Origin of the sequence: Collimonas sp., assembly GCF_035566555.1 — a bacterium.
GTDB lineage: Bacteria > Pseudomonadota > Gammaproteobacteria > Burkholderiales > Burkholderiaceae_D > Collimonas.
Window position 1 is genome coordinate 1 of the sequence record NZ_DATMRB010000092.1, and the last position, 20,240, is coordinate 20,240.

The following is a 20,240-nucleotide window of genomic DNA, read 5'->3' on the forward strand; positions in this document are numbered from 1 at the left end:
CCTGCCTCATCTGTCGGCATCTCGCTGGTCCTTGACCCGTATCGCGTCGTTGCGCCTCGTCGCCATAGCACCGCTATGTCTCCTTGGCACGCCTAGCGCTACGGGCCAAGGCCGGCGCGATATACCGACAGATGAGGCAGGACACGACACTAGTATTTATGGCAGGTGCAATTACCCCAGCGGTACAGATGCATTTTGTGGAAGATGTGCTTGATCTCGTTCGGCACGCCGCCGAACAGGACTTCCGGCGCCGTCAGGCCAAACACGCCGAGGCTGATCGACGGCTCCAGCGCCACCACCGCGTGCCAGGTGCGCTTGGGAATGAACAAGGCATCGCCCGCTTCCACCCTGGCATACAAACCCTGGGTCTTTTCAAATTCCTTGAGCTGTTCCGGCTGCTGGTCCAGGCGCGAGATGTTGATATCGCTCAGGATCGCGCCCCAGTCGAACTTCTCGGAGATGCACATGTGCGGCGTATTCTCCGGCGGGAACAGGATGAATTCCTTGCTGCCGCGCACCTGGCAAAACCAGTTGTGCGGGAAATCGTAGTGCAGCCCGGTGACGGTGTTGGCCGGCCCCATGAACACGTATTCCCAGGTCCAGCGCCAGCCCGGCCACAGATCCCTGATCGAGAAATCGTGGCGCAGCGCCGGGAATTCGTCGAGGATGTTCCACTGCGCCAAGTACATGCGGTCCGGCTGGAACGATTGCATGTGCGACCAGTCGAGGAAAAATTTCTCGCCTGCCGCCAGCTGGCGGCGCCGGCGGTCCGGCAGCAGGCCGACGTCGTCCGCCAAAGGCTCCCTGGCCAGCTGCGCCAGTTCCTGCAGATAAGGACCGACCGGCATCACCGGCCGGTGCCGGGTCTGGCCCTGCTCCACCAGGCCGTTCTGGAATTTCACCTGCGGCTCGCCGCCATCCTTGTAGCGCAGCGCCGCCATCTGCTCGAACGACCAGTTGCTCTGCGCCGGCCAGTTGCGCAATGCGCCTTTCACCAGCAGCGGCCGGGTGCGCGCGCCGAAGCCGCCGTCGCGCTGGAGCTGCTCGGCGTCGATCTGGTCGACTAGCTGGAAAGATGGGCCGCGGATCGAAGTCATGGTCAATAAAAATAAGCTGAAAGAATGGCGACATGCCGAATCCGCTAGTTTAGCAGGATGCGCGGCAGTTTTTTGCCGCCGGCCGCTTCGCCCAGAGCGGCTGCGCGACGTTCAGAAATTGCGGATATCGTCCTGGATCATGCGGATCCGGTTGTCGCTGTTGAGGCGGTTGATCAGCTGGGCCTGCGCCGCCTGCCACAACTGGTCGCGGTCCATCAGGTAGCCTTCGGTGCGATAGCCGTAACGGCCGTTGCCCGGCACATCGCCGTAGTAGCTGATGGTGGTGCGGCGGCTTTCCGCCACTTCGTTATAGCGCAGGTCCAGGTTGGGCACCCGGGTCACCGACAGGTCCAGAGTGATCTGCATCGAATTTTCTTCCACCATCACCCGGCGGTTGAAACGATAGGTGCGTACCGAGCTTGTGCCGTCCTGGTTCTTGACGTCGACATTCTCGCTCACCGCTTCCACGTATTGCCTTACCTTGGGCGGATAGTAGAGATAGGAAGTGTTCAGGTACATGCCGAGGTCGGCCGTGCCGCCGCTCTGGTACTGGAAGCGGGTGAAGCCAAGATCGAACAGGGCCAGCACGCTGCGGGTGATGTCGCCGTTGGGTTCGTTGCTGCTGACCTGCAGCACCACCGTGCCCATGGCGCGGTATTTGTCGGCCAGCGTCTGCGCATCCTTGTAGGCGCCATGGTCACGGTAGACCGTGTAGGCATTGTAGAAAGCCTGGCCGGCGTCGCGGTACATGGCGCGGCTGCGCTGCTGGTTGCGCGCGACCAGGTCCTGGCCCTGCCGGTAGAATTCGCCGGCGTCCTGGCTGTCGGCGGCGAGCTTGTATTTTTCCGCCAGCTTGGCGGCATCCTTGTAGGGGCCATATTGCTGAAAGGTCTCCACGGCGGCAGCATAGCCGATGGCGGCCTGGCGGTTATCCTTGGCGGCGGCCGCGGTGCCGGCTTTCAGGTAGTACTGGCTGGCCAGGAAGTCGCGCAGCACGGGCTCCGAATAACGCTCCGGCAAGTCGGTATACTTGGCGTAATAGCTGCGGCTGGCCAGCAAGCTGCGGATTTCCAGCAAGGCCGAATAGGCGGCGATTTTCTGGTCGTAGTCGCGCTCGCCGGCATTCTTGACGGTCGATTCGTAGCTGGCTTCGATAATCCGGAAGCGTTCGCGGATGCCGTTGCGCTCATCGCTGTCATCGTAGCCGGGCTTCTTGTATTTGTCATCGAGATAGCTGATTGTCGATCTGACACTGGCGACATAGTTACCTTTTTCAAACTGCGAAATCGAAGTCGACAAGGAAGCGCAGCCGGCCAGCAGCAAGGCACAGCCGAACAGCAGCAAGGCGGATAAAATGGTCTTGGTTTTTTGCATGCAATTTCCCGGTGATGGCTAGCGTTGCAGTCATGGCAATGAGCAATGGCAGATCTTAAGCGCAAGCTAAGATGCATGCAATCTTTGCGACTGCTGAAAAACACGCAGGAAATGCGGCAGATAAAAAAAGCCCGCCACCTTGCGGCAGCGGGCTAAATATCAACATAGGAGAGGATAGGCTCCGATAGACAACTCATTCTAGTAAGAATCCGCTGCCGCCACACCTGTCACATTTAACAGGTTTACAAATCGAGAATCCTGTCATTCATTTACTAATCGACAATGCGTTTCCGATAGTATTAAAGTCATCATGTCAGCGCCGCAATGGCGTCGCGCAGCCATAGCAAGGCGGGATCGTTGTGGTTGCGCGGGTGCCAGCAAGCGAACAAGGAAAATCCCCGTGCCGGGAACGGCAATGCAAAACCATCCAGGCGCTCGCGATGGCGCTGTAAAAAACGGCTGGGCAAGGTCGCTACATAGTCGCTGCTGCACAACAAGTCCGGCACCAGCGTGAAATTCTGCACGGACAGCATGACCTCCCGCTGCCGTCCCAGCAATTCCAGATGTTCATCCATGAAGCCATGGAAGCTGCCGCCGCTGGTGGACACCAGCACATGCTTCAGCCCGCAGTACTGATCCAGATCGAGCGCAGCGGCGCCGCGCGGATGGCCTTTGCGCTGCGCCATGACAAAGTGCTCGTCATAGATTTTCCGCGCTTTCATGGCAGCCGGCACCATGCGCTCCGAACCCAGCAGCAGATCGATCTCCGAACGTTCCAGCTGCTGCGCCACCTGGCGCTGATCGGCGCTGACGAAAGCGATCCTGACGCCGCCGCCGGCCAGTTGCGGCAGCTGTTCCATCAGGCGCAGGCCGAGCACGGCGGTAGCGTTGTCGTTGGCGGCAATCACGAAGCGGCGACTGTCCTGCCAGGGATCGAAGGCCGGACGCTGCCTGACCACCGTCTGCAGATCGCTGAGCGCGGCGTGCAGCGGCGCAATCAAGCCCAGCGCGCGCGCACTGGGGGTCATGCCGCGGCCACTGTCGGCCGGTATCAGCAAGGGATCGTCGAACACCTTGCGCAAGCGCGCCAGCTGGGTCGACACCGCCGGCTGGGTCAGGTGCAGGCGCGCCGCCGCCTTGGTCACATTGCACTCTTCCAGCAGGGCGTCGAGCGACACCAGCAAATTCAAGTCTATCCCGCGAAGATCAATCACATTGATAGGTCCTATGCCATTAATTGATTTCAAATATACGTCGGCGCGCCTTAAAGTTCAATCGTCGTCGTCACAAACCCACAGGAGAGCAGCATGAAAGCATGGATGTTCAACCGTAACGAATTGACACTGGCGCTGCAAGATACAGCGCAACCCGAATTGCGCGCCGGCGCCGCGCTGGTGCGCATGGAAGCGGTGCCGCTGCTGAGCTATACCCGTAACTATCTGCAAGGCGAGCTGCCCTACGCTTACCCGCCTGGTCCTTTTACGCCGGGCACCAACGGCATCGGCCGCATCGTCGCAGTCGGCGCCGGCGTGCAGTCGCTGCGGCCTGGACAGCGGGTTGCCCTCAATCCTTACTGGATCGCCGACGAGGCCGTGGCGGAAGCGCCGCAGGTATTGATCGGCCTGACCGGCATCAGCGCCGACAGCGCGCCCATGCTGGCGGAATATCCGCATGGCAGCTGGCGCGAGGTCGCCGACTTTCCCGCTTCCACGCTGCTGCCGCTGGACGGACTCGATCATGTGGCGGCAGAACGGCTGGCGCTGCTGGCGAAATTCATCGTTCCTTTCGGCGGCTTGCGGCGCGGCCGCCTGAGCGCCGGCGAAACGGTGGCAATCAACGGCGCCGGCGGCTACTTCGGCTCCGCTGCGGTGCTGGCCGCGCTGGCGATGGGCGCGGCCCGGGTGATCGCCCTCGGCCGCAATGCGCAGGCATTGCAGCAACTGGTCGAACTGGGTAAAGGGCGGGTGCTGGCGGTGCTGCTGACAGGCGACGTTGCCGCCGATGCGGCAGCCATCCGCGCCGCTGCCGGCAGCGGCGTCGCGCTGGGACTGGACATGGTCGGCCAGGCGACCGACGCCGGCAGCACCCTGGCGCTGCTGCATGGCCTGGGACGCGGCGGCCGGCTGCTGCTGATGGGCAGCATGCAGGTGGATCTGCCGCTGCCGTACGGCGCCATGCTGCTGAATAACTGGGAACTGATCGGCAACTTCATGTACACCGCCGCCGATTACCGCGCGCTGCTGGCGCTGGTGCGGGCCGGCCTGCTGCCGCTGGATGCGGTGGAGCTGAAGACCTTCGCTTTTTCCGCACTGGAAGCGGCGATCGACCATGCCGCGCAGATGAAGGGCTTGCAGGCGACGGTGGCGCTGTTTTAGGCAAACACCGGCAATCCGCTAGCGCGTGGCCGACCATTCATTGGCCAGGAACTCGCGCCAGGGTTCGAAATATTTTTCGCGCCAGCCTTTCTTGACCTCCTCGTAGTCCTGCTCGGGGACGTCCAGGTGCACCAGGTCGATGCGGCCGTGTTCGCCCTGCGGATGGAAGGAGAGAAACAGGATGGAATCCGGCTCGTCGGCGCCAAATGCCGGCGAGCGCCAGGTCTGCACGATCAGGCGCGGCTTGACCACCTGCAGCATGACGCCGCTGAGGGCGCCGTCGAAGGCCTGGAACGGGTCGCCAGCCTCGGCGCCTATGGCTGCCGGCAAGCCGGTGATGGCCTGGTGCAGCTGCGGATCGAGATACATGTCGAACAGCGCTTCGGCAGACGCCTTCAAGACCACGGTCTTATAAATCACGTTGCGCATGCTGGTTCTTCTTTCAGGGCAGTGAGATCAACAAGCGCCACGGGTCATCCGGGTTTCTTGAAATGGCGCAACAAGCAATTCCTTGCCGCCGGCAATCCACGCGGCTGCGACAAAACTTTACCCTATTTTCAGAAATCTCATTTCATCGCCCGCCGCATGCCGACGTACAGGGCTTCCACCTTCTCGCGCGCCCACTCCGTCTTGCGCAGGAATGTCAGGCTGGACTTGATGCTGGGATCGCTCTTGAAACAACGGATGTCGATACGCTGGCCCAGGCCTTCCCAGCCGTAATGCGCGACCAGTTCGGTCAGCATCGCCTCCAGCGTGACGCCGTGCAGATGATTGTGTGATGTTTGTGTCATGTGCTTCTCGATCAGGATTCAGATCCGTATTTTACGTCGCTGCCTGCGGTTTGCGGCGCGCTGCCGTTTTCCTTGCGGTCAGCACGGGATTAAAGAAAGCGAAGATTTTGCCGTTATCTGAATGACACTAACCCTGAAAGGATGTCATGAAAATCAGCGCAAGCCAGGCTGCGGCCCCTTCGCCAAGCAATATCGCGACGCAGATCGCCGCCTTGCAGAAGCAGCTCGCGCTCCTGCAGAAACAACTGTCATCGACATTGAAGGAAATGCCGGGGCCCGGCGAAAAGGAGCTGGCCGAAATGCAAGTCAAGAGCCTTCAGCTGCAGATCACTTCCATAGAAGCGGAAATCAGCAGGCTGACGCAGATGGCGGCGCTGCCGCAGTTAGGCGATGCGGCTTCAGCCATGGCCGGCCCGCAGCAGAAAGGCCAGGACCGGCCGGCGCCGCCGGCCGAGCGGCGCAAGCATGGCGCCGGCGGCAACGTCGATGTGTATATCTGATGCGGGATGCGGCCCGGCGCGGATCTGCCGGGCCGCTTCGCCGCCGCTGGCTACCTCGCTGGCTTCCTGTTGGCGCTTAACAACACGCTTAAGGTTGCAGGTTGGCCTGGTAGAACGCCGTCACCGCATCGGCCAGCAATTTGTGCGTATGCGTGGTCGGATGCAAGGTATCCCAGAACACAAAGCTATCCGGATTGCTGCACTGTGAGCGCGCACTCTGCTTGCTCAGGTAGTTCGTGCTGGAATCGGTGTTGATGTTGAGGCAGGACTGGGTGGTGTTGCTGACCTGGTATTTGGCCGGATTGGACAGCAGGTCGTTGAACAAGGCATAGGTATCGAACAGCTGGATATGCAGGCTGCTGCCGTATTGCGCCTGCAGCGTTGCGACCAGCGCCGTCAGTCGGTTGTTGAGGTCGATCACCTGCGCCGCCACCGTCGGGCCGGTGGTCTTGATGCCGAACACCGGCGCCTTGGAAACGTCAGGCAGTTTCAGCAGCAGGATATTGCGGGCGCCGGACTGGATCAGGCTTTGCAGGGCCTGGGTTTCGCCGCTGATGACCTGGTCCACGGTGCTGTTGTAATTGACCAGGTCATTGCCGCCGATCAGCAAAGTGAACAAGGTATTTTGCGGCTGGTAGTTCTGCGCCTTCTGCATGTAGCTGACATACGACTGCACCTGCTGGATCACGCCTGGAATCACCAGTTGCTGCGTATCGACGCCGGCGCCGCCGATCGCCCAGTTGTACAGAGGCAGTTGCAGGTTGTTGGCGAAATATTCGACCCAGTTGTTGCCGTTGCTGAAGCGGCCGAGAAACCAGCTGCTGGAATTCGGCAAGTTCCAATTCGAGGCGTTGTAGATATTCTGGTTGTCGGACAGGCTGTCGCCGAAGGCGACGATCTTGTTGATGCCGCTCTGCGCCACGCTATCGTTGGTCCAGACCGTGTAGTTGAACGACAGCGCATTGTCGGCGGCGGCGACCAGCGCCACCGGCTGGCTGATGCCCTTGGCGTTCAGCGTGCTTTTGCATACCGACTGCAGCGTGCCCTGATCGGTATCGCTGTAGAACATGTTTTCCCAGTTCAGCAAACCGCCTGCCCACCAGTAGCCGTTGATACGGTAATAATCGCCGCTGGAAGGATCCAGACCCCAGGCATAGGTGGTGGTCGGCTTGGTCGGATCGCTGCCGGTGCGGTACCAGCAGCGCAAATAAGTATAGGTATTGGTGCTGGCGGCGTTGACCGCGGCGCCGGCAGCCAGGCTGCGTATAGCCGGCGTCTTGGCCGGCTTCTGTTTCAGCAGCTGTTCCTTGGACAACGGCCCTGCCGAGGACAGATGATGAGTGTAGGCGGGATCGGGTTTTACATCGGCGGCGACTTGCGCCAGCGCCATATTCGAACACAAAGCACAAAATACAAACAGAGTTTTCATTGCTGGATTCCTTGTTTTGTCTTGCCATCTTTGGATCACTTGGAAGGTCCGGCGCAAGTTGCGGTGAGGCGCCGGCTGCGGAATAGGCCGCGGTCGCCCGCTAAACGCGGCTGGCGCTCAGCGGGCGGCAGCAAAGGCATGCCCGGGCGAATATTGGCACGTGGCAACAATTAAGAATTGACAATATCGGCCATTAGATTTCCGCTTCTAATTCCCTATTCCCTGCCTACTTACCCACAGATTGTGTGGACAGGATTGTTGATAACCCTGCGGCAATCTAGCTATGTGCATGATTTATATGGGATTTTCATCGCTGCTCAAAGTGCGCATCCGGACTTACCCACAGATTTTGTGGACAGCATTGTTGATAACTACCGTGCAATTCCCTTAAGTGCTTGATCCGTAAGGGAATTTTGTCTCTGCTCAGTTTCGCTCTGTATACTTACCCACAGATTTTGTGGACAGTCCTGTTGATAACTGCTGAGTGATTTAGCTAAGCCACTGATCTGTATAGGTTTTTTATCCATGCTCGGATGGCGGCACAGGCCGCTTCGGAGCGTGGCGTCATTTGTTTAAGAATCATTTAATTCAATCCGGCTAAACTGCTGCAATTGGCGGCCGCATGATTTCGCAGGAATGCGCCCACAGTTTTTTCTAAGGAGCCGGAGCTATGCGTTTGCTGTTGGTAGAAGACGACCTGATGGTGGGCGAAGCCGTACGCAAGGGATTGCGCCAGGACGGCTTTGCGCTCGACTGGGTGCAGGACGGCGTCGCTGCGCTGAGCGCACTGGGACAGGAAGACTATCAACTGTTGCTGCTCGATCTCGGCCTGCCGCGCAAGAACGGGCTGGAAGTGCTGAAGTCGCTGCGTGCCGGCGGCAACCAGATTCCGGTACTGATCCTGACCGCGCGCGACGCGGTGTCGGACCGCGTGGCCGGGCTCGACGCCGGCGCCGACGACTACCTGGTCAAACCGTTCGACCTGGAAGAGCTGGCGGCGCGTATCCGCGCACTGCTGCGGCGACAGTCGGGACGCGCCGAACCGCTAGTGGAACTTGGCGGCCTGGTCCTCAATCCCGCCACCCATGAAGTCACGCTGGACGGCCAGCAAGTCAATCTGTCGGCACGTGAATTCGCCCTGCTGCGCGCTTTCCTGGACCGCCCCGGCGTAGTGCTGTCGCGCGCCCAGCTGGAAGAAAAAATGTACGGCTGGGACGACAGCATAGAAAGCAATGCGGTCGAGGTATACATCCACGCCTTGCGCAAGAAGCTGGGCAGCAATTTCATCAAGAATGTGCGCGGCATCGGCTACATGGTGGCCAAATGAGAATGACGTCGTCGCTGCCGTCGATCCGCAAGAGCCTGCTGCGCTGGCTCGCTGTGGGCCTGGGCAGCGGCATCCTGCTGGCCGGGCTGGCGCTGTACTACCAGGCGCGCGGCGAAGCCAACGCGCTGTTCGACTACCAGATGCGGCAGATCGTCGCCTCGCTGCCGCGCCAGGCCTTTCCGCCGATCATCGACGGCAGCGTCGGCGGTCCGCAGCTGGACGACCAGATCATGATCCAGATCTGGGACAACACCGGGGTCGTCATCTATCACTCGCATGCCCAGGATTTCCTGCCCTTGCAGGCCGAACTGGGTTTCGCCAACGTACGCCTGCGCAGCGGCGTGTGGCGGGTCTACAGCGCGCAGATAGGCAACACCGTAGTGCAGATCGCGCAACCGCAAAGCGCGCGCAACCAGATCGCCGCGCAGATGGCGGTCAAGACCGTGACGCCCTTGCTGCTGCTGTTCCCCTTGCTCGGCGTCCTGATCTGGATCGCGGTCAGCCGCGGCCTGGCGCCGATCAAGCGTGCCGCCGCCGAAGTACAGGCGCGCGACATGCACGCGCTGTCGGCGATCCCGGACGCCACCCTGCCGCAGGAAATCCAGCCGCTGACGCAAGCCTTGAACGATCTGCTGGCGCGCCTCGGACAATCGATCAATGCCCAGCGCGCCTTCGTCGCCGACGCCGCGCACGAACTGCGTACGCCGCTGACCGCCCTGCGGCTGCAAGTGCAACTGGCCGAGCGCGCCAGCGACGACCACGAACGGCAAGCGGCTTTCGGCGATCTCAAGCAGGGACTGGACCGCGCCACCCACTTGCTGCAACAGTTGCTGACGCTGGCGCGGCAGGAGCCAGGCGCTTTTGAACAAGCCCACGCCCGGCTCGACCTGGGCGCATTGATGCACAGCGTGGTCAGCGATTTCGCGCTGGCCGCCAATGACCGCCAGGTCGACCTGGGCATCAGCGCCGAGACCCCGGCCAGCATCAACGGCAATGCCGACGCCCTGCGCATCCTGCTCAACAACCTGGTCGACAATGCGCTGCGCTACAGTCCCGCCGGCAGCAGCATCGATGTCTCGCTCGCCAGCGACGCCGCAGGTGTCACGCTGGCAGTGGAAGACCACGGCCCGGGCATCCCGGAAGCCGATCTGCAGCGTGTGTTCGACCGCTTCTATCGCGCCGCCGGCAGCCAGGCGCAAGCCGTCGGCAGCGGCCTCGGGCTGGCGATCGTCAAGCAGATCGCCGACGCCCACCGGGCCAGCGTCAGCCTGCGCAATACCGGCCACGGCTTGCTGGCAAGCGTGCACTTCCCGGCCTGAAGCGGCGCCAGACTGGCGCAAAAAAACTTTGGATTTGATTGTTCAGGCGTATCTGTGAGCAAAGGGGACGCTATCGCGCATAGGCAGGGTGGGCACGCTTTTGTGCCCACGCGGATAGCAATACAGCGTGGGCACAAAAGCGTGCCCACCCTCCCCCCTCCCGCAAAAAGACTTTGGATTTTTTAAGTTTGCTTTAATTCTGGCTCTTTATGCTGTGTGTTATTCCATCAGCGAAGGAGCAACACATGAGCCGTCTGACCTTTAACCGCAGCGCCATCGCCATCGCCGTTCTGCTCGTAGCCGGCGGCGCATACCTGCATTCCAGGAATGGCGATATCGGCATCGACAACGCCAACGCAGCAATTCCGCCGGCAGTGACGGCGCCAGTTGCCAGTCCGGCGCCGGCCGGCAATGCCGCGCCTGCCGTCGCCGTGGCCACCGATTTTTCCAGCATCGTCGAGCGCGCCGGGCCGGCGGTGGTCAACATCAGCGTCACCGGCAAGGCCAAGCAGAGCGCCGTCTCCGACCAGGATGACGACTCCGGGCTCGATCCGAACGATCCCTTCTCGCAGTTCTTCAAACGCTTCGGCCCGCAGCTGCAGATCCCGCGCCATCCGCAAATCATGCGCGGCGAAGGCTCGGGTTTTATCATCAGCCCTGACGGCCTGATCCTGACCAATGCCCACGTCGTCGACGGCGCTTCCGAAGTGACCGTCAAGCTGACCGACCGCCGCGAATTCAAGGCCAAGGTACTGGGCTCGGACAAGCAAAGCGACATTGCCGTGATCCGCATCGACGCCAAGAATCTGCCGACGGTGCAGATCGGCAATCCGGCCCTGACCCGCGTCGGCGAACCGGTGCTGGCGATAGGCTCGCCGTACGGCTTTGAAAACACCGCCACCGCCGGCATCGTCAGCGCCAAGTCGCGCTCGCTGCCGGACGACACCTATGTGCCGTTCATCCAGACCGACGTCGCCGTCAATCCCGGCAACTCCGGCGGCCCGCTGTTCAACATCAAAGGCGAAGTGATCGGCATCAATTCGCAGATCTACAGCCAGACCGGCGGCTACCAGGGCTTGTCGTTTGCGATACCGATCGACGTCGCCACCAAAGTCGAACAGCAGCTGGTGGCGCACGGCAAGGTCACCCGCAGCCATCTCGGCGTCAGCGTGCAGGAAGTCAACCAGGCCCTGGCCGAATCGTTCGGCCTGAAGAGCGCCGCCGGCGCCCTGGTCAGCTCGGTCGACAAAGGCAGCCCGGCCGACAAGGGCGGCATGCAAACAGGCGACGTCATCCTGCGCTTCAACGGCCAGGCCATCAATCACTCGGCCGACCTGCCGAGCCTGGTGGCCGACACCGCCCCCGGCACGTCCAGCACGATCGAAGTGATGCGCGGCGGCCAGAGCAAGACCCTGACCGTCAAGCTGACCGAAGCCACGCCGCTGAAAATCGCCGGCAAGGACAACGGCAGCGACTCACAGGGACGGCTGGGCCTGGCCTTGCGTGAGCTCAGTCCGGACGAGCAGCAGCAGGTCGGCATCCGCGGCGGACTGGTGGTGGAAGACGCCAGCGGACCGTCGGCGCTGGCCGGCATCCAGCGCGGCGATGTGATACTGTCGCTCAACGGCAAGCCGGTCAACAGCGTCGAACAGCTGCGCCAGCTGGTCAGCAAGGCCGGCAAGAACGTCGCCCTGCTGGTACAGCGTGACAAGGACAAGATCTTCGTTCCTTTAAACCTGGGCTAAGGCTCACCACACTCGGGGCAGAGATGTTCAATCCGATAAAAAACCATAATTTATCGCAGCACATCCTGCCCTCCTCCGCCACCATGATCGGCGTCTGCATCACCGCGCTGTCGATTATCAAACTCGCAAGATTCAGCGGCCTGGCCATCTGGCTCAGCCACCTGCTGGCGCTCAACAGCCTGGTGTTCCTCACCAGCGGCGTACTTTCTTACGCATCGATGCGTTCGCGCCAGAGCACGCGCCTCGAACAATATGCCGATATCGCCTTCATCTTCGGCCTCACCCTGCTCAGCCTGTCGACCGTTTTCATGGCGGTGGTGATTGACTGAACATTCCGGATTGAATTCTCATTCACCCAAAGTTATTCACAGAATCTGTGGATAGTCCTGTTGATAACCTCTGTCAACATCCTCTATGTAGCTGATCTATATGGTTTTTTCCGCCGTGCTTAATGTTGTGCGCGATATTGGCTGAATGCCCAAAAAATCGGCAATTGCAACCCTCGATCCGATCTTCCCTGGCACGGCCCGGGATTTGAGCGATCGATCAGTTTGATTGTCCTGCGCGCTTGCCTAAGCTGCGATTGAACCCGCGCGCCGCCCAGGCCGTCCAACCGTGCAGCACTGTCCAGCGCTGTCATCCAGAGAAAATATGTGATGCTTTAACAAGCAATCGCTCGCCAGCAAATATAATCGAAAAAATATTGCGCGGCTGTCGATTCGGGCCTGCGCCCTTCGACTAGTTAGCAGATTCAGGATTTAATCGGCCACGGGCCAAGAACCAAGAGCTACGTAAGGCAACCACAACCAACGGAGATTTCAAGATGCGATTCATGATCATACGCAAGGCCGACCAGGCGACCGAAGCCGGCGAAATGCCAAGCGAAGAACTGATAACGGCCATGATGAAGTACAACGAAGAAATGATACAGGCCGGCGTCATGCTGGCCGGCGAAGGCTTGCAGCCCAGCGCCAAGGGTGCGCGCATCAAGTTCTCCGGCGGCAAGCCGACCGTGCTCGACGGTCCTTTCGCCGAAACCAAGGAACTGATCGCCGGTTTCACCATGATCCAGGTCAAGTCAAAGCAGGAAGCCCTCGAGTGGGTCAAGCGCTGGCCGCCGCTGGATGCCGGCGGCGGTGTCGAACTGGAGCTGCGCCAGGTATTCGAAGCAGAAGATTTCGGCGATGAGCTGACGCCGGAACTGCGTGAAACCGAAGAACGTCTGCGCCGCCAGGCCAACGACAACGCCAAGCCTTGATCCTTCCATCCATCGACCAGCGGAGAACCCATGCTCAAGACCATCGCCATCGTTATTGTCGTCGCCATCGCCGCGATCCTAGGCTATGCCACGTTGCGGCCAGACGATTTCCGCGTCCAGCGCTCCATCACGATCAAGGCGCCGCCGGAAAAAATCTTTGCCCTGATCGACGACTTTCACGCATGGGGCAGCTGGTCGCCTTTCGAAAAGCTCGATCCGGGCATGAAACGCAGTTTCAGCGGCGCCGCCAGCGGCAAGGGTGCGGCCTATGCCTGGGACAGCAGCGGCAAGGCCGGCGCCGGCAGCATGGAGATCAAGGAGTCTACGCCGCCCAGCAAGGTCCTCATCACGCTGGATTTCACGAAACCGCTGGAAGGCCATAACACGGCCGAATTCAGCATCGACACCCAGGGCGACAGCAGCAAGGTCACCTGGGCCATGTATGGACCATCGCCCTATGTCGCCAAGGTGATGGGCATCTTTTTCAGCATGGATAACATGATCGGCAAGGATTTTGAAAGCGGTCTTGCCACCCTGAAAAGCGTTGCAGAAAAATAAGCGACGAGCATCCCTTTCCGCATTTCCATCATTCGTCATCCATTACAGGAGCATGTCATGCAATTGCACCCCTACCTCAATTTCAACGGTACCTGCGACGCCGCCTTCAAGTTCTATGAAAAAGTCCTGGGCGGGAAAATCACCTTGAAGCTGCGCTTCGGCGAAACCCCGATGGCCGAACAATGCCCACCCGGTTCGCAAGACCAGATCGCTCACGTGCGCCTGGAATCCGGCAGCATGGTGCTGCTAGGCTCCGATTGCCCGCCTGAGTTTTTCGAAAAAGCCCAGGGCACCGTACTCTCGCTAAACGTCGACAACATCGCCGAGGCTGAGCGCGTGTTCAATGCATTGAAAGAAAACGGCAGCGTCAAGATGCCGCTGGAAAAAACCTTCTGGGCCGTCCGCTTCGCCATGCTGACTGACCAGTTCGGCACGCCTTGGATGGTCAACTGCGAGAAGGATAACTGATCGGGGCGCAACTTTATGTACTCCGTGGTCCGTCAATTGGGGTCAGAGTAATTTTCGCAAAAAACCGCGAAAAAAAACTCTGACCCCAATTGACTATTGCGCCGAGGTTTTGACGTTGGGGTTGCTTTTGAAGTTGCCGTTGCTTTTGAAGTTGCCGTTGCTTTTGAAGTATCCCGCATGCGGACGTTGCCAAATCCGGCGCGTGTCAGCCGGGTGAGGGGCAAAACTCGCCTTCGGCTCAAACGTGCCCCTCACAATTCCCGGCTGACACGCGCCGGATTTGGGGACCCGACCGAAGGGAGGGCAACGGCTGTGCGGTCGCCTTTTCTTTGCCTACTTTCTTTTGGCCGGGCCGCGCAGGCAAGCAAAAGAAAGTAGGCGGCTGCCGGGCCGCTCCCGGCTTGCATCCACGGAGTAGCAACTGTTTTAGCAACGCGCAGGCCGTTCTTAGTATGCCAAGGCATGTACTCCGTAGAACGTCAAATGGGGTCAGAGTAATTTACGACGATAAAGCCGTCGTAAAAAAACTCTAACCCCATTTGACTTCTACAGCTGAGGTGTTTTGGTGACGGTTATACGGTCGATGAAGAATTCGCCGTCTATGCATTTGCGGTGCGGCACGCCCGCCACCTTGAATCCCGGGCCGCCGTCCGCCACCCAGACGCGGGCAACGGTATCGAACTCCTCGACCTCCAGCCCCAACATCGCCGCCGACAGCACAAACTGCGCACCGTCCTTTTGCCTGTCACGAATTTCGTCTATCGTCTTTGCCATATTTTCAATCTGCTTTTACAGTCCGGTTAAATCATCAAGCATCGCGCAATAACTCGCGCGGCAATTCATAGGTTTCCTTGATCGCCTGCAGCACGATATTCGAACGGATATCCTGCACGCCCGGGATCTTGTACAGCTTCTCCAGCACGAACGCCGAATAATGCTTGAGGTTGCGCGCCTTCACCCGCAACAGGTAATTGGCGTCGCCGGTAATGATATAGGAGCCCACCACCTCCGGATAATTCTGCAAAGCCTGCATGAAATTCTCATGCCAGCTTTCCACATCCCGCCGCATCGTCACCTGCACGAACACATCCAGTTCCAGACCCAGCTTCTCCGGACTCAGCAAGGCGCTGTAACGGCTGATGATGCCCTCCTCCTCCAGGATCCGCACCCGCCGCAAACAGGACGAAGGCGACAGGAACACCTGCTCCGCCAGGTCCTGGTTGCTGATACGGCCATTCTGCTGCAACAGCGTCAGAATGTTCAAATCGATGGCATCGAGCTGCATTGAAATTATCTTTCAATATTTATAGTTAATATCTATATATATTCTAAAATTAATGCAAATTTTACAGCAATTTCGTATAAAAATTCCAAGCCGCTCGCCTAAAATAATTCCATCGTTTCCATCCGGCCAGAGGAGAAAACCATCGCTACCGCACAACAAATCTGGGACATCAGCCCGCTGCTCGCCGCCAGCATTCCGGTCTGGCCCGGCGACACCCCCTTCAGCGCCCAGGCCACCTGGGAAATCGCCGACGGCTGCCCGGTACATGTCAGCCGCATCACGCTCTCCACCCACACCGGCGCTCACTGCGACGCCCCCAGCCACTATGACACCCAAGGCCTGGCAATAGACCAGGTGCCGCTGGATGCCTATATCGGCCCCTGCCGCGTCATCCATTGCATAGGCGCCGCGCCGGTCAAGCCGGAGGATATCGCGCACGCGCTGGCCAATGTGCCGCCGCGCGTGCTGCTGCGCACCTACGCCCGGGCCCCGCAGCAGCAGTGGGACCCGGCATTTGCCGCCGTCGCGCCGGAAACCATTGCCTTGCTGGCGCAGCATGGCGTGCGCCTGGTCGGCATCGATACGCCCTCGCTCGATCCGCAGGAATCCAAGACCATGCAAGCCCATCACGCCGTCCGCCGGCATGGCATGGCGATTCTCGAAGGCATCGTGCTCGACGCGATTGCCGCCGGCGACTACGAACTGATCGCTTTACCCTTGCGCCTGGCCGGCATGGATGCCAGCCCGGTGCGTGCCATCTTGCGCCCTCTTTCATCATCAGGAATCCAGCCATGACCAACACCATAGACAGCCGCGCCGCCTGCCAGGCGCTGGACGCCAGCGATCCGCTGGCGCCGCTGCGCGCGCAGTTCGATCTGCCGCCCGGCGTGATCTACCTCGACGGCAACTCGCTCGGCGCCCGTCCGCGCGCAGCGCTGCAGCGGGCGCAGCAGGTGATCCAGCAGGAATGGGGCGTCGACCTGATCCGCAGCTGGAACAAGGCCGGCTGGTTCGATCTGCCGGCCCGCCTCGGCAACCAGCTGGCGCCGCTGATCGGCGCCAGGGACGGCGAAGTGGTGATCACCGATTCCACCTCGATCAACCTGTTCAAGCTGCTGGCCGGCGCGCTGCAGCTGCAAGCAGCCAAGCCGGATGCGGCGACACGCAAGGTGATCGTCACCGAACGCGACAATTTCCCTACCGATATCTACATGGCGCAGGGCCTCACCGAATGGCTGGAGCGCGGCTACCGCATCCATCTGATCGACTCGCCACAGGAACTGGCCAGCGTCGTCAACGCTGAAACCGCGGTGCTGATGCTGACCCATGTCAACTACCGCAGCGGCCACCTGCACGACATGCAAGCAGTCACCGCCGCCGCGCAGGAACAAGGCGCACTGGTGCTGTGGGACCTGGCGCATTCGGCCGGCGCCTTGCCGATCGACCTGCATGCGGCGCATGCCGATTTTGCCGTCGGCTGCACTTACAAATATCTGAACGGCGGTCCGGGCGCGCCGGCGTTTGCCTGGATCGCGCCGCGCCACCACGCGCAGTTCCGTCAGCCGCTGTCAGGCTGGTGGGGTCACCGCGCGCCGTTCACCATGCAGCCCGGATTCGCCCCGGTGGACGGTATCCGGCGCGCGCTGTGCGGCACCCAGCCGATCGTTTCGATGGCGCTGGTGGAATGCGGCCTGGACGTCTTCGCGCAAACCGACATGCAAGCGTTGCGCAAGAAATCGCTGGCGCTGACCGACCTCTTCATCAGCCTGGTGGAGAGCCGCTGCGCCGGCCTCGACCTGACGCTGGTGACGCCGCGCGCCCACGCCGAGCGCGGCAGCCATGTCAGCTTCGCCCATGCGCACGGCTACGGCATCATGCGCGAGCTGATCGCGCGCGGCGTCATCGGCGATTACCGCGAACCGCAAGTGATGCGCTTCGGTTTTACGCCGCTGTACACCGGCTTCGCCGACGTCTGGGACGCGGTCGAAACCCTGCGCCAGATACTGGTAAACCAGGAATATCAGACCAACGCGCAGCAAGAAGCTGTCACCTAGGAGACAACAATGGAATGCCCTTATAAGCCGAACGAGAGCTGGCACGGCGCGCAGATGGAGTTCAAGGAAGACATGAGCTATGGCGATTACCTGGCGCTGGACCAGGTCTTGTCAGCGCAGCGTCCGCTTTCGCCCAATCACAATGAGATGCTGTTCATCATCCAGCACCAGACCAGCGAACTGTGGATGAAGCTGATGCTGCATGAGCTGCACGCGGTGCGCCGGCAGCTGCGCGCCAACGAACTGGCGCCGGCGTTCAAGATGATGGCGCGGGTGGCGCGCATCATGGACCAGCTGGTGCATGCCTGGGATGTGCTGGCGACCATGACGCCGCCGGAATACACCGCGATCCGGCCCTACCTGGGCCACTCGTCCGGCTTCCAGTCCTATCAGTACCGGGAAATCGAATTCCTGCTGGGGAACAAGAACGCCGCCCTGCTGCAGGTGCACCAGCAGTCGCCGGAATCCTACGCGCGTCTGCAAGATGCGCTGCTGCAGCCCTCGATCTACGACGAGGCGCTGATGCTGATGGCGCGCGCCGGCCTGGCGCTGGATCCGGCACGCCTGAACGCCGACTGGAGCAAGGCGACCGTCGCCGATGCCTCGGTGGAAGCGGCCTGGCTGACGGTGTACAAGACTCCGGACAAGCACTGGGAGTTGTATGAGCTGGCGGAAAAACTGGTCGACCTGGAAACCTCGTTCCGCTACTGGCGCTTCCGCCACCTGACCACGGTGGAACGCATCATCGGCTTCAAGAAAGGCACCGGCGGCACCGAAGGCGCCAGCTATCTGAAGATGATGCTGGACGTAGTGCTGTTCCCGGAATTGTTTTCCCTGCGCACGTCCTTATGAGGCAGCCGGCCTGCGGCTGGCGGCGCGTTCGCGCGCTTCCCTGACGTCGGCCGGATCGCAGCGCAGCTCCAGCAGCTGGTTGACGGCGATTTCGTCAGCCAGCGAAGTGGCCGTTACCGTGGCGCCGAAGAAATTCGCATCCAGGCTCAGCGCATGGCAAATCCGCTTGCGGCCTGCTTCGTCCGGCGGCAGTTGCAAAACCACCGTGAGAAAATTTGGCGCGGCGCCGCCAGCAGCGCCCTGTCCCGGCAAACCAGGCGTCAGCGGCGCAGCGATTTGCGGCTGTGCATGGACCGCCACTGGCGGCGCGCTGGCCTGTGCCAGCTCAGCCATGGTCACCACTACCGCGCTGTGCGGACCGGGCCACTTCTTGACGCCGCCGATCAACGCCGGCACGCCGCCGCTGACTTCGTATTCGGTTTCGGAAATCTTCTCGTAATGGAAAGGCTCCCAGCCGTCGACGCCGTGCTTGCGCATGGCCACCTGTTCCAGCAGCTGGCTCTGCGGCGCGCCATTGCCGAGCATGCCGACATCGCTCAAGCCGCCATCGCTATCCGCTGTTGCTGCATTCAATGCCTCATCCATCTGCCTGCCTCTTGTATTCAAAACGGATTGCTGACCTTGACTACCGGCGCGGCGGCGATCTGGTCCGGCAAGGTTTGCGATTCCAGCACCGCCACCACGTTATCGAGCAGCGCCTGCAAGGTCTTTGCGTGTTCCAGTCCGGCCCGGTCCAGCGTCAGGTCGAGATCGCCGAACAGGCTGACCCGGTCCAGGCGGTTTTCGACATTCAGCTTGCCGATGGCAAGGGTTGCGCTTTCATCGGCAAACGGCACAAATTTAGACATGCGACCATCCTTTGTTTATCAGGTTCGTAACGAAATTGACCAGCATCTTCACCACATCATCCATCAATTTGGACAGCAAGTCCTTTTCTATTTTCTTGATCTGGGCAGCCGGCTCGGCGCTTCTTTCCGGGACATTGCGGTCCGCGGCGTAACGTTCGCCGCCGCTGCCGCGCCCGCCCGCCGCCGGCAAGGCCATGGCCACGTCCTTGACGCGCTTCGGCACGCCAGGCAGCAAATCGATGCGCAAGGTGTTTTCCAGTTGCGACAGCGACAAGGTCTGGTAGTGCGAGGTATCCGCATTCTTGATGAAATAGGCGGCCGCCTGCTGTCTCTTCGGACTATAGACGACTTTATAGATATAGGTCGGCACCAGCACGTTGCCGACCTTTTGCAGGTCCTGGCCGAGGAAGGCCGGGCCGGTGATCACGTACAGCTCGCCCTCTTTCACTGCCAGGCGCCGTACCGCGCTCTCGATCTCGGCCCAGATGTGGCGGTTGTTCTGCGGATTCTGCGGCACCATGTTGGCCAGGCTGAAGCTTTCATATTGCGAAGTGCGGTTGGCCATGTCGCCGTTCGGGCTCATGTGGCCGCGGTCGAAACCGGAACGGGCATAGTCTTTCAGCTCGGCGCGGTCATTGATCAGCAAGGCCGGTTCGGGATGAAAGGAGTTTTCGCGCGACAGCGTGCGCGCCGCGATGATGGTGTTGCCGGTCAGGTGCTCGGCCGACCACAGCGGCGTGCGCGTGATGCCTGAATGCATGACGGCAAAAGCCTGGAAGCACAGCTCCTGCGTCTGGCGCGCCAGCTTGTCGTTAAGAATCCTGGGGGCTTGGCCGGCAGCGTAATGGGAGGGACAATCGGTTGCAAAAGCGGAGGATGTCAGCAGTAAGCCAACGATGAGAAAACGACGAAACCTGTGCGGCATTGTTCACCAAAACTGTATAAATACCCAGTATAAGG

At 60.6% G+C, this 20,240-nt stretch carries 24 protein-coding genes; 12 read left to right on the top strand and 12 right to left on the bottom strand.

The window, feature by feature from the left end; genetic code table 11:
* Positions 1–149: 149 nt before the first annotated feature.
* The 3 genes from VNZ65_RS11615 to VNZ65_RS11625 all read right to left on the bottom strand — a co-directional run bounded on the left by VNZ65_RS11615 (position 150) and on the right by VNZ65_RS11625 (position 3,685).
* Positions 150–1,097, bottom strand: coding sequence for a cupin-like domain-containing protein (locus tag VNZ65_RS11615; RefSeq protein WP_325669098.1), 948 nt, complete (start codon positions 1,095–1,097; stop codon positions 150–152).
* A gap of 111 nt (positions 1,098–1,208) precedes the next feature.
* Entirely contained in the window at positions 1,209–2,471 is a 1,263-nt protein-coding gene (locus tag VNZ65_RS11620) for a hypothetical protein (protein ID WP_325669100.1), read from the bottom strand.
* Positions 2,472–2,779: 308 nt separating this feature from the next.
* Positions 2,780–3,685, bottom strand: a complete 906-nt coding sequence (locus VNZ65_RS11625; RefSeq protein WP_325669102.1) for a LysR family transcriptional regulator — start codon at positions 3,683–3,685, stop codon at positions 2,780–2,782.
* Between the two features lie 93 nt (positions 3,686–3,778).
* Here VNZ65_RS11625 and VNZ65_RS11630 point away from each other — a divergent pair, with 93 nt between their 5' ends.
* The gene (locus VNZ65_RS11630) at positions 3,779–4,846 is read left to right on the top strand and encodes a zinc-binding alcohol dehydrogenase family protein (protein ID WP_325669104.1); all 1,068 of its coding nucleotides are present in this window, start codon (positions 3,779–3,781) and stop codon (positions 4,844–4,846) included.
* Positions 4,847–4,864: 18 nt separating this feature from the next.
* Here the strand turns inward: VNZ65_RS11630 and VNZ65_RS11635 are convergent, their stop codons facing one another.
* Positions 4,865–5,275: an SRPBCC domain-containing protein gene (locus tag VNZ65_RS11635; RefSeq protein WP_325669106.1), complete on the bottom strand. Its 411-nt coding sequence runs from the start codon at positions 5,273–5,275 to the stop codon at positions 4,865–4,867.
* A gap of 137 nt (positions 5,276–5,412) precedes the next feature.
* Positions 5,413–5,637: a VF530 family DNA-binding protein gene (locus tag VNZ65_RS11640; RefSeq protein WP_062118045.1), complete on the bottom strand. Its 225-nt coding sequence runs from the start codon at positions 5,635–5,637 to the stop codon at positions 5,413–5,415.
* A gap of 146 nt (positions 5,638–5,783) precedes the next feature.
* Between VNZ65_RS11640 and VNZ65_RS11645 the strand changes: the two genes are divergently transcribed.
* On the top strand, positions 5,784–6,137 hold the full coding sequence (locus tag VNZ65_RS11645; RefSeq protein WP_325669110.1) for a FlxA-like family protein: 354 nt from the start codon (positions 5,784–5,786) through the stop codon (positions 6,135–6,137).
* Between the two features lie 88 nt (positions 6,138–6,225).
* Here the strand turns inward: VNZ65_RS11645 and VNZ65_RS11650 are convergent, their stop codons facing one another.
* A complete protein-coding gene (locus tag VNZ65_RS11650) occupies positions 6,226–7,566 on the bottom strand; it encodes an SGNH/GDSL hydrolase family protein (protein ID WP_325669112.1) in 1,341 nt (446 codons plus the stop codon).
* A gap of 670 nt (positions 7,567–8,236) precedes the next feature.
* On the opposite strand from VNZ65_RS11650, the gene VNZ65_RS11655 reads away from it, so the two are divergent.
* The 7 genes from VNZ65_RS11655 (at position 8,237) to VNZ65_RS11685 (ending at position 14,241) form a co-directional block, all read left to right on the top strand.
* Positions 8,237–8,893, top strand: coding sequence for a response regulator transcription factor (locus VNZ65_RS11655; RefSeq protein WP_325669114.1), 657 nt, complete (start codon positions 8,237–8,239; stop codon positions 8,891–8,893).
* A 14-nt stretch (positions 8,894–8,907) separates the two neighbouring features.
* Positions 8,908–10,212 (top strand): sensor histidine kinase, encoded by a 1,305-nt coding sequence (locus tag VNZ65_RS11660; protein ID WP_325669223.1) that lies wholly within the window; start codon positions 8,908–8,910, stop codon positions 10,210–10,212.
* Between the two features lie 245 nt (positions 10,213–10,457).
* The gene (locus VNZ65_RS11665; RefSeq protein ID WP_325669116.1) at positions 10,458–11,957 is read left to right on the top strand and encodes a DegQ family serine endoprotease; all 1,500 of its coding nucleotides are present in this window, start codon (positions 10,458–10,460) and stop codon (positions 11,955–11,957) included.
* Positions 11,958–11,980: 23 nt separating this feature from the next.
* Positions 11,981–12,286 (top strand): hypothetical protein, encoded by a 306-nt coding sequence (locus tag VNZ65_RS11670; RefSeq protein ID WP_061942826.1) that lies wholly within the window; start codon positions 11,981–11,983, stop codon positions 12,284–12,286.
* A gap of 494 nt (positions 12,287–12,780) precedes the next feature.
* Positions 12,781–13,215 (top strand): YciI family protein, encoded by a 435-nt coding sequence (locus VNZ65_RS11675; RefSeq protein WP_325669119.1) that lies wholly within the window; start codon positions 12,781–12,783, stop codon positions 13,213–13,215.
* A 30-nt stretch (positions 13,216–13,245) separates the two neighbouring features.
* On the top strand, positions 13,246–13,773 hold the full coding sequence (locus VNZ65_RS11680) for an SRPBCC family protein (RefSeq protein ID WP_325669121.1): 528 nt from the start codon (positions 13,246–13,248) through the stop codon (positions 13,771–13,773).
* Between the two features lie 57 nt (positions 13,774–13,830).
* Positions 13,831–14,241, top strand: coding sequence for a VOC family protein (locus VNZ65_RS11685; protein WP_325669123.1), 411 nt, complete (start codon positions 13,831–13,833; stop codon positions 14,239–14,241).
* Between the two features lie 546 nt (positions 14,242–14,787).
* On the opposite strand, the gene VNZ65_RS11690 is transcribed toward VNZ65_RS11685, so the two are convergent.
* The 3 genes from VNZ65_RS11690 to VNZ65_RS11700 are packed head-to-tail and all read right to left on the bottom strand — an operon-like array spanning position 14,788 to position 15,832.
* The gene (locus tag VNZ65_RS11690) at positions 14,788–15,015 is read right to left on the bottom strand and encodes a hypothetical protein (RefSeq protein ID WP_325669125.1); all 228 of its coding nucleotides are present in this window, start codon (positions 15,013–15,015) and stop codon (positions 14,788–14,790) included.
* A gap of 34 nt (positions 15,016–15,049) precedes the next feature.
* Positions 15,050–15,526 (bottom strand): Lrp/AsnC family transcriptional regulator, encoded by a 477-nt coding sequence (locus VNZ65_RS11695; protein ID WP_098493604.1) that lies wholly within the window; start codon positions 15,524–15,526, stop codon positions 15,050–15,052.
* A gap of 12 nt (positions 15,527–15,538) precedes the next feature.
* Entirely contained in the window at positions 15,539–15,832 is a 294-nt protein-coding gene (locus VNZ65_RS11700; protein WP_325669128.1) for a hypothetical protein, read from the bottom strand.
* Here VNZ65_RS11700 and kynB point away from each other — a divergent pair.
* From kynB to kynA, 3 genes are read left to right on the top strand one after another with little or no spacing between them, the layout of a single operon-like run.
* Positions 15,719–16,321 carry an arylformamidase gene (kynB, locus tag VNZ65_RS11705; protein WP_325669225.1) on the top strand — a complete coding sequence of 201 codons (603 nt, stop codon included), beginning with the start codon at positions 15,719–15,721 and terminating at the stop codon, positions 16,319–16,321. The two genes, VNZ65_RS11700 and kynB, sit on opposite strands and share 114 nt — an antisense overlap.
* Positions 16,318–17,580, top strand: coding sequence for a kynureninase (gene kynU / locus VNZ65_RS11710; RefSeq protein WP_325669130.1), 1,263 nt, complete (start codon positions 16,318–16,320; stop codon positions 17,578–17,580). The genes kynB and kynU overlap by 4 nt, the downstream gene beginning before the upstream one ends.
* Positions 17,581–17,589: 9 nt before the next feature.
* The gene (kynA, locus tag VNZ65_RS11715; RefSeq protein ID WP_325669132.1) at positions 17,590–18,432 is read left to right on the top strand and encodes a tryptophan 2,3-dioxygenase; all 843 of its coding nucleotides are present in this window, start codon (positions 17,590–17,592) and stop codon (positions 18,430–18,432) included.
* Here kynA and VNZ65_RS11720 read toward each other — a convergent pair.
* Genes VNZ65_RS11720 through VNZ65_RS11730 form a run of 3 tightly spaced genes read right to left on the bottom strand, consistent with a single transcriptional unit; the run spans position 18,427 to position 20,205 of the window.
* A complete protein-coding gene (locus VNZ65_RS11720) occupies positions 18,427–19,005 on the bottom strand; it encodes a hypothetical protein (RefSeq protein ID WP_325669134.1) in 579 nt (192 codons plus the stop codon). The genes kynA and VNZ65_RS11720 overlap by 6 nt on opposite strands.
* Before the next feature lie 29 nt (positions 19,006–19,034).
* The gene (locus VNZ65_RS11725; protein ID WP_325669136.1) at positions 19,035–19,280 is read right to left on the bottom strand and encodes a hypothetical protein; all 246 of its coding nucleotides are present in this window, start codon (positions 19,278–19,280) and stop codon (positions 19,035–19,037) included.
* On the bottom strand, positions 19,273–20,205 hold the full coding sequence (locus tag VNZ65_RS11730; RefSeq protein ID WP_325669138.1) for a DNA/RNA non-specific endonuclease: 933 nt from the start codon (positions 20,203–20,205) through the stop codon (positions 19,273–19,275). Before VNZ65_RS11730 ends, VNZ65_RS11725 begins: the two co-directional genes overlap by 8 nt.
* Between the last annotated feature and the right edge of the window lie 35 nt (positions 20,206–20,240).

What these genes read in the sequence shown, in the direction of transcription:
- VNZ65_RS11615 (WP_325669098.1), bottom strand. Translation starts at nt 1,097, where the DNA reads ATGACTTCGATCCGCGGCCCATCTTTCCAGCTAGTCGACCAGATCGAC.
- VNZ65_RS11620 (WP_325669100.1), bottom strand. Translation starts at nt 2,471, where the DNA reads ATGCAAAAAACCAAGACCATTTTATCCGCCTTGCTGCTGTTCGGCTGT.
- VNZ65_RS11630 (WP_325669104.1), top strand. Translation starts at nt 3,779, where the DNA reads ATGAAAGCATGGATGTTCAACCGTAACGAATTGACACTGGCGCTGCAA.
- VNZ65_RS11635 (WP_325669106.1), bottom strand. Translation starts at nt 5,275, where the DNA reads ATGCGCAACGTGATTTATAAGACCGTGGTCTTGAAGGCGTCTGCCGAA.
- VNZ65_RS11640 (WP_062118045.1), bottom strand. Translation starts at nt 5,637, where the DNA reads ATGACACAAACATCACACAATCATCTGCACGGCGTCACGCTGGAGGCG.
- VNZ65_RS11645 (WP_325669110.1), top strand. Translation starts at nt 5,784, where the DNA reads ATGAAAATCAGCGCAAGCCAGGCTGCGGCCCCTTCGCCAAGCAATATC.
- VNZ65_RS11650 (WP_325669112.1), bottom strand. Translation starts at nt 7,566, where the DNA reads ATGAAAACTCTGTTTGTATTTTGTGCTTTGTGTTCGAATATGGCGCTG.
- VNZ65_RS11655 (WP_325669114.1), top strand. Translation starts at nt 8,237, where the DNA reads ATGCGTTTGCTGTTGGTAGAAGACGACCTGATGGTGGGCGAAGCCGTA.
- VNZ65_RS11665 (WP_325669116.1), top strand. Translation starts at nt 10,458, where the DNA reads ATGAGCCGTCTGACCTTTAACCGCAGCGCCATCGCCATCGCCGTTCTG.
- VNZ65_RS11670 (WP_061942826.1), top strand. Translation starts at nt 11,981, where the DNA reads ATGTTCAATCCGATAAAAAACCATAATTTATCGCAGCACATCCTGCCC.
- VNZ65_RS11675 (WP_325669119.1), top strand. Translation starts at nt 12,781, where the DNA reads ATGCGATTCATGATCATACGCAAGGCCGACCAGGCGACCGAAGCCGGC.
- VNZ65_RS11680 (WP_325669121.1), top strand. Translation starts at nt 13,246, where the DNA reads ATGCTCAAGACCATCGCCATCGTTATTGTCGTCGCCATCGCCGCGATC.
- VNZ65_RS11685 (WP_325669123.1), top strand. Translation starts at nt 13,831, where the DNA reads ATGCAATTGCACCCCTACCTCAATTTCAACGGTACCTGCGACGCCGCC.
- VNZ65_RS11690 (WP_325669125.1), bottom strand. Translation starts at nt 15,015, where the DNA reads ATGGCAAAGACGATAGACGAAATTCGTGACAGGCAAAAGGACGGTGCG.
- VNZ65_RS11695 (WP_098493604.1), bottom strand. Translation starts at nt 15,526, where the DNA reads ATGCAGCTCGATGCCATCGATTTGAACATTCTGACGCTGTTGCAGCAG.
- kynU (WP_325669130.1), top strand. Translation starts at nt 16,318, where the DNA reads ATGACCAACACCATAGACAGCCGCGCCGCCTGCCAGGCGCTGGACGCC.
- kynA (WP_325669132.1), top strand. Translation starts at nt 17,590, where the DNA reads ATGGAATGCCCTTATAAGCCGAACGAGAGCTGGCACGGCGCGCAGATG.
- VNZ65_RS11725 (WP_325669136.1), bottom strand. Translation starts at nt 19,280, where the DNA reads ATGTCTAAATTTGTGCCGTTTGCCGATGAAAGCGCAACCCTTGCCATC.
- VNZ65_RS11730 (WP_325669138.1), bottom strand. Translation starts at nt 20,205, where the DNA reads ATGCCGCACAGGTTTCGTCGTTTTCTCATCGTTGGCTTACTGCTGACA.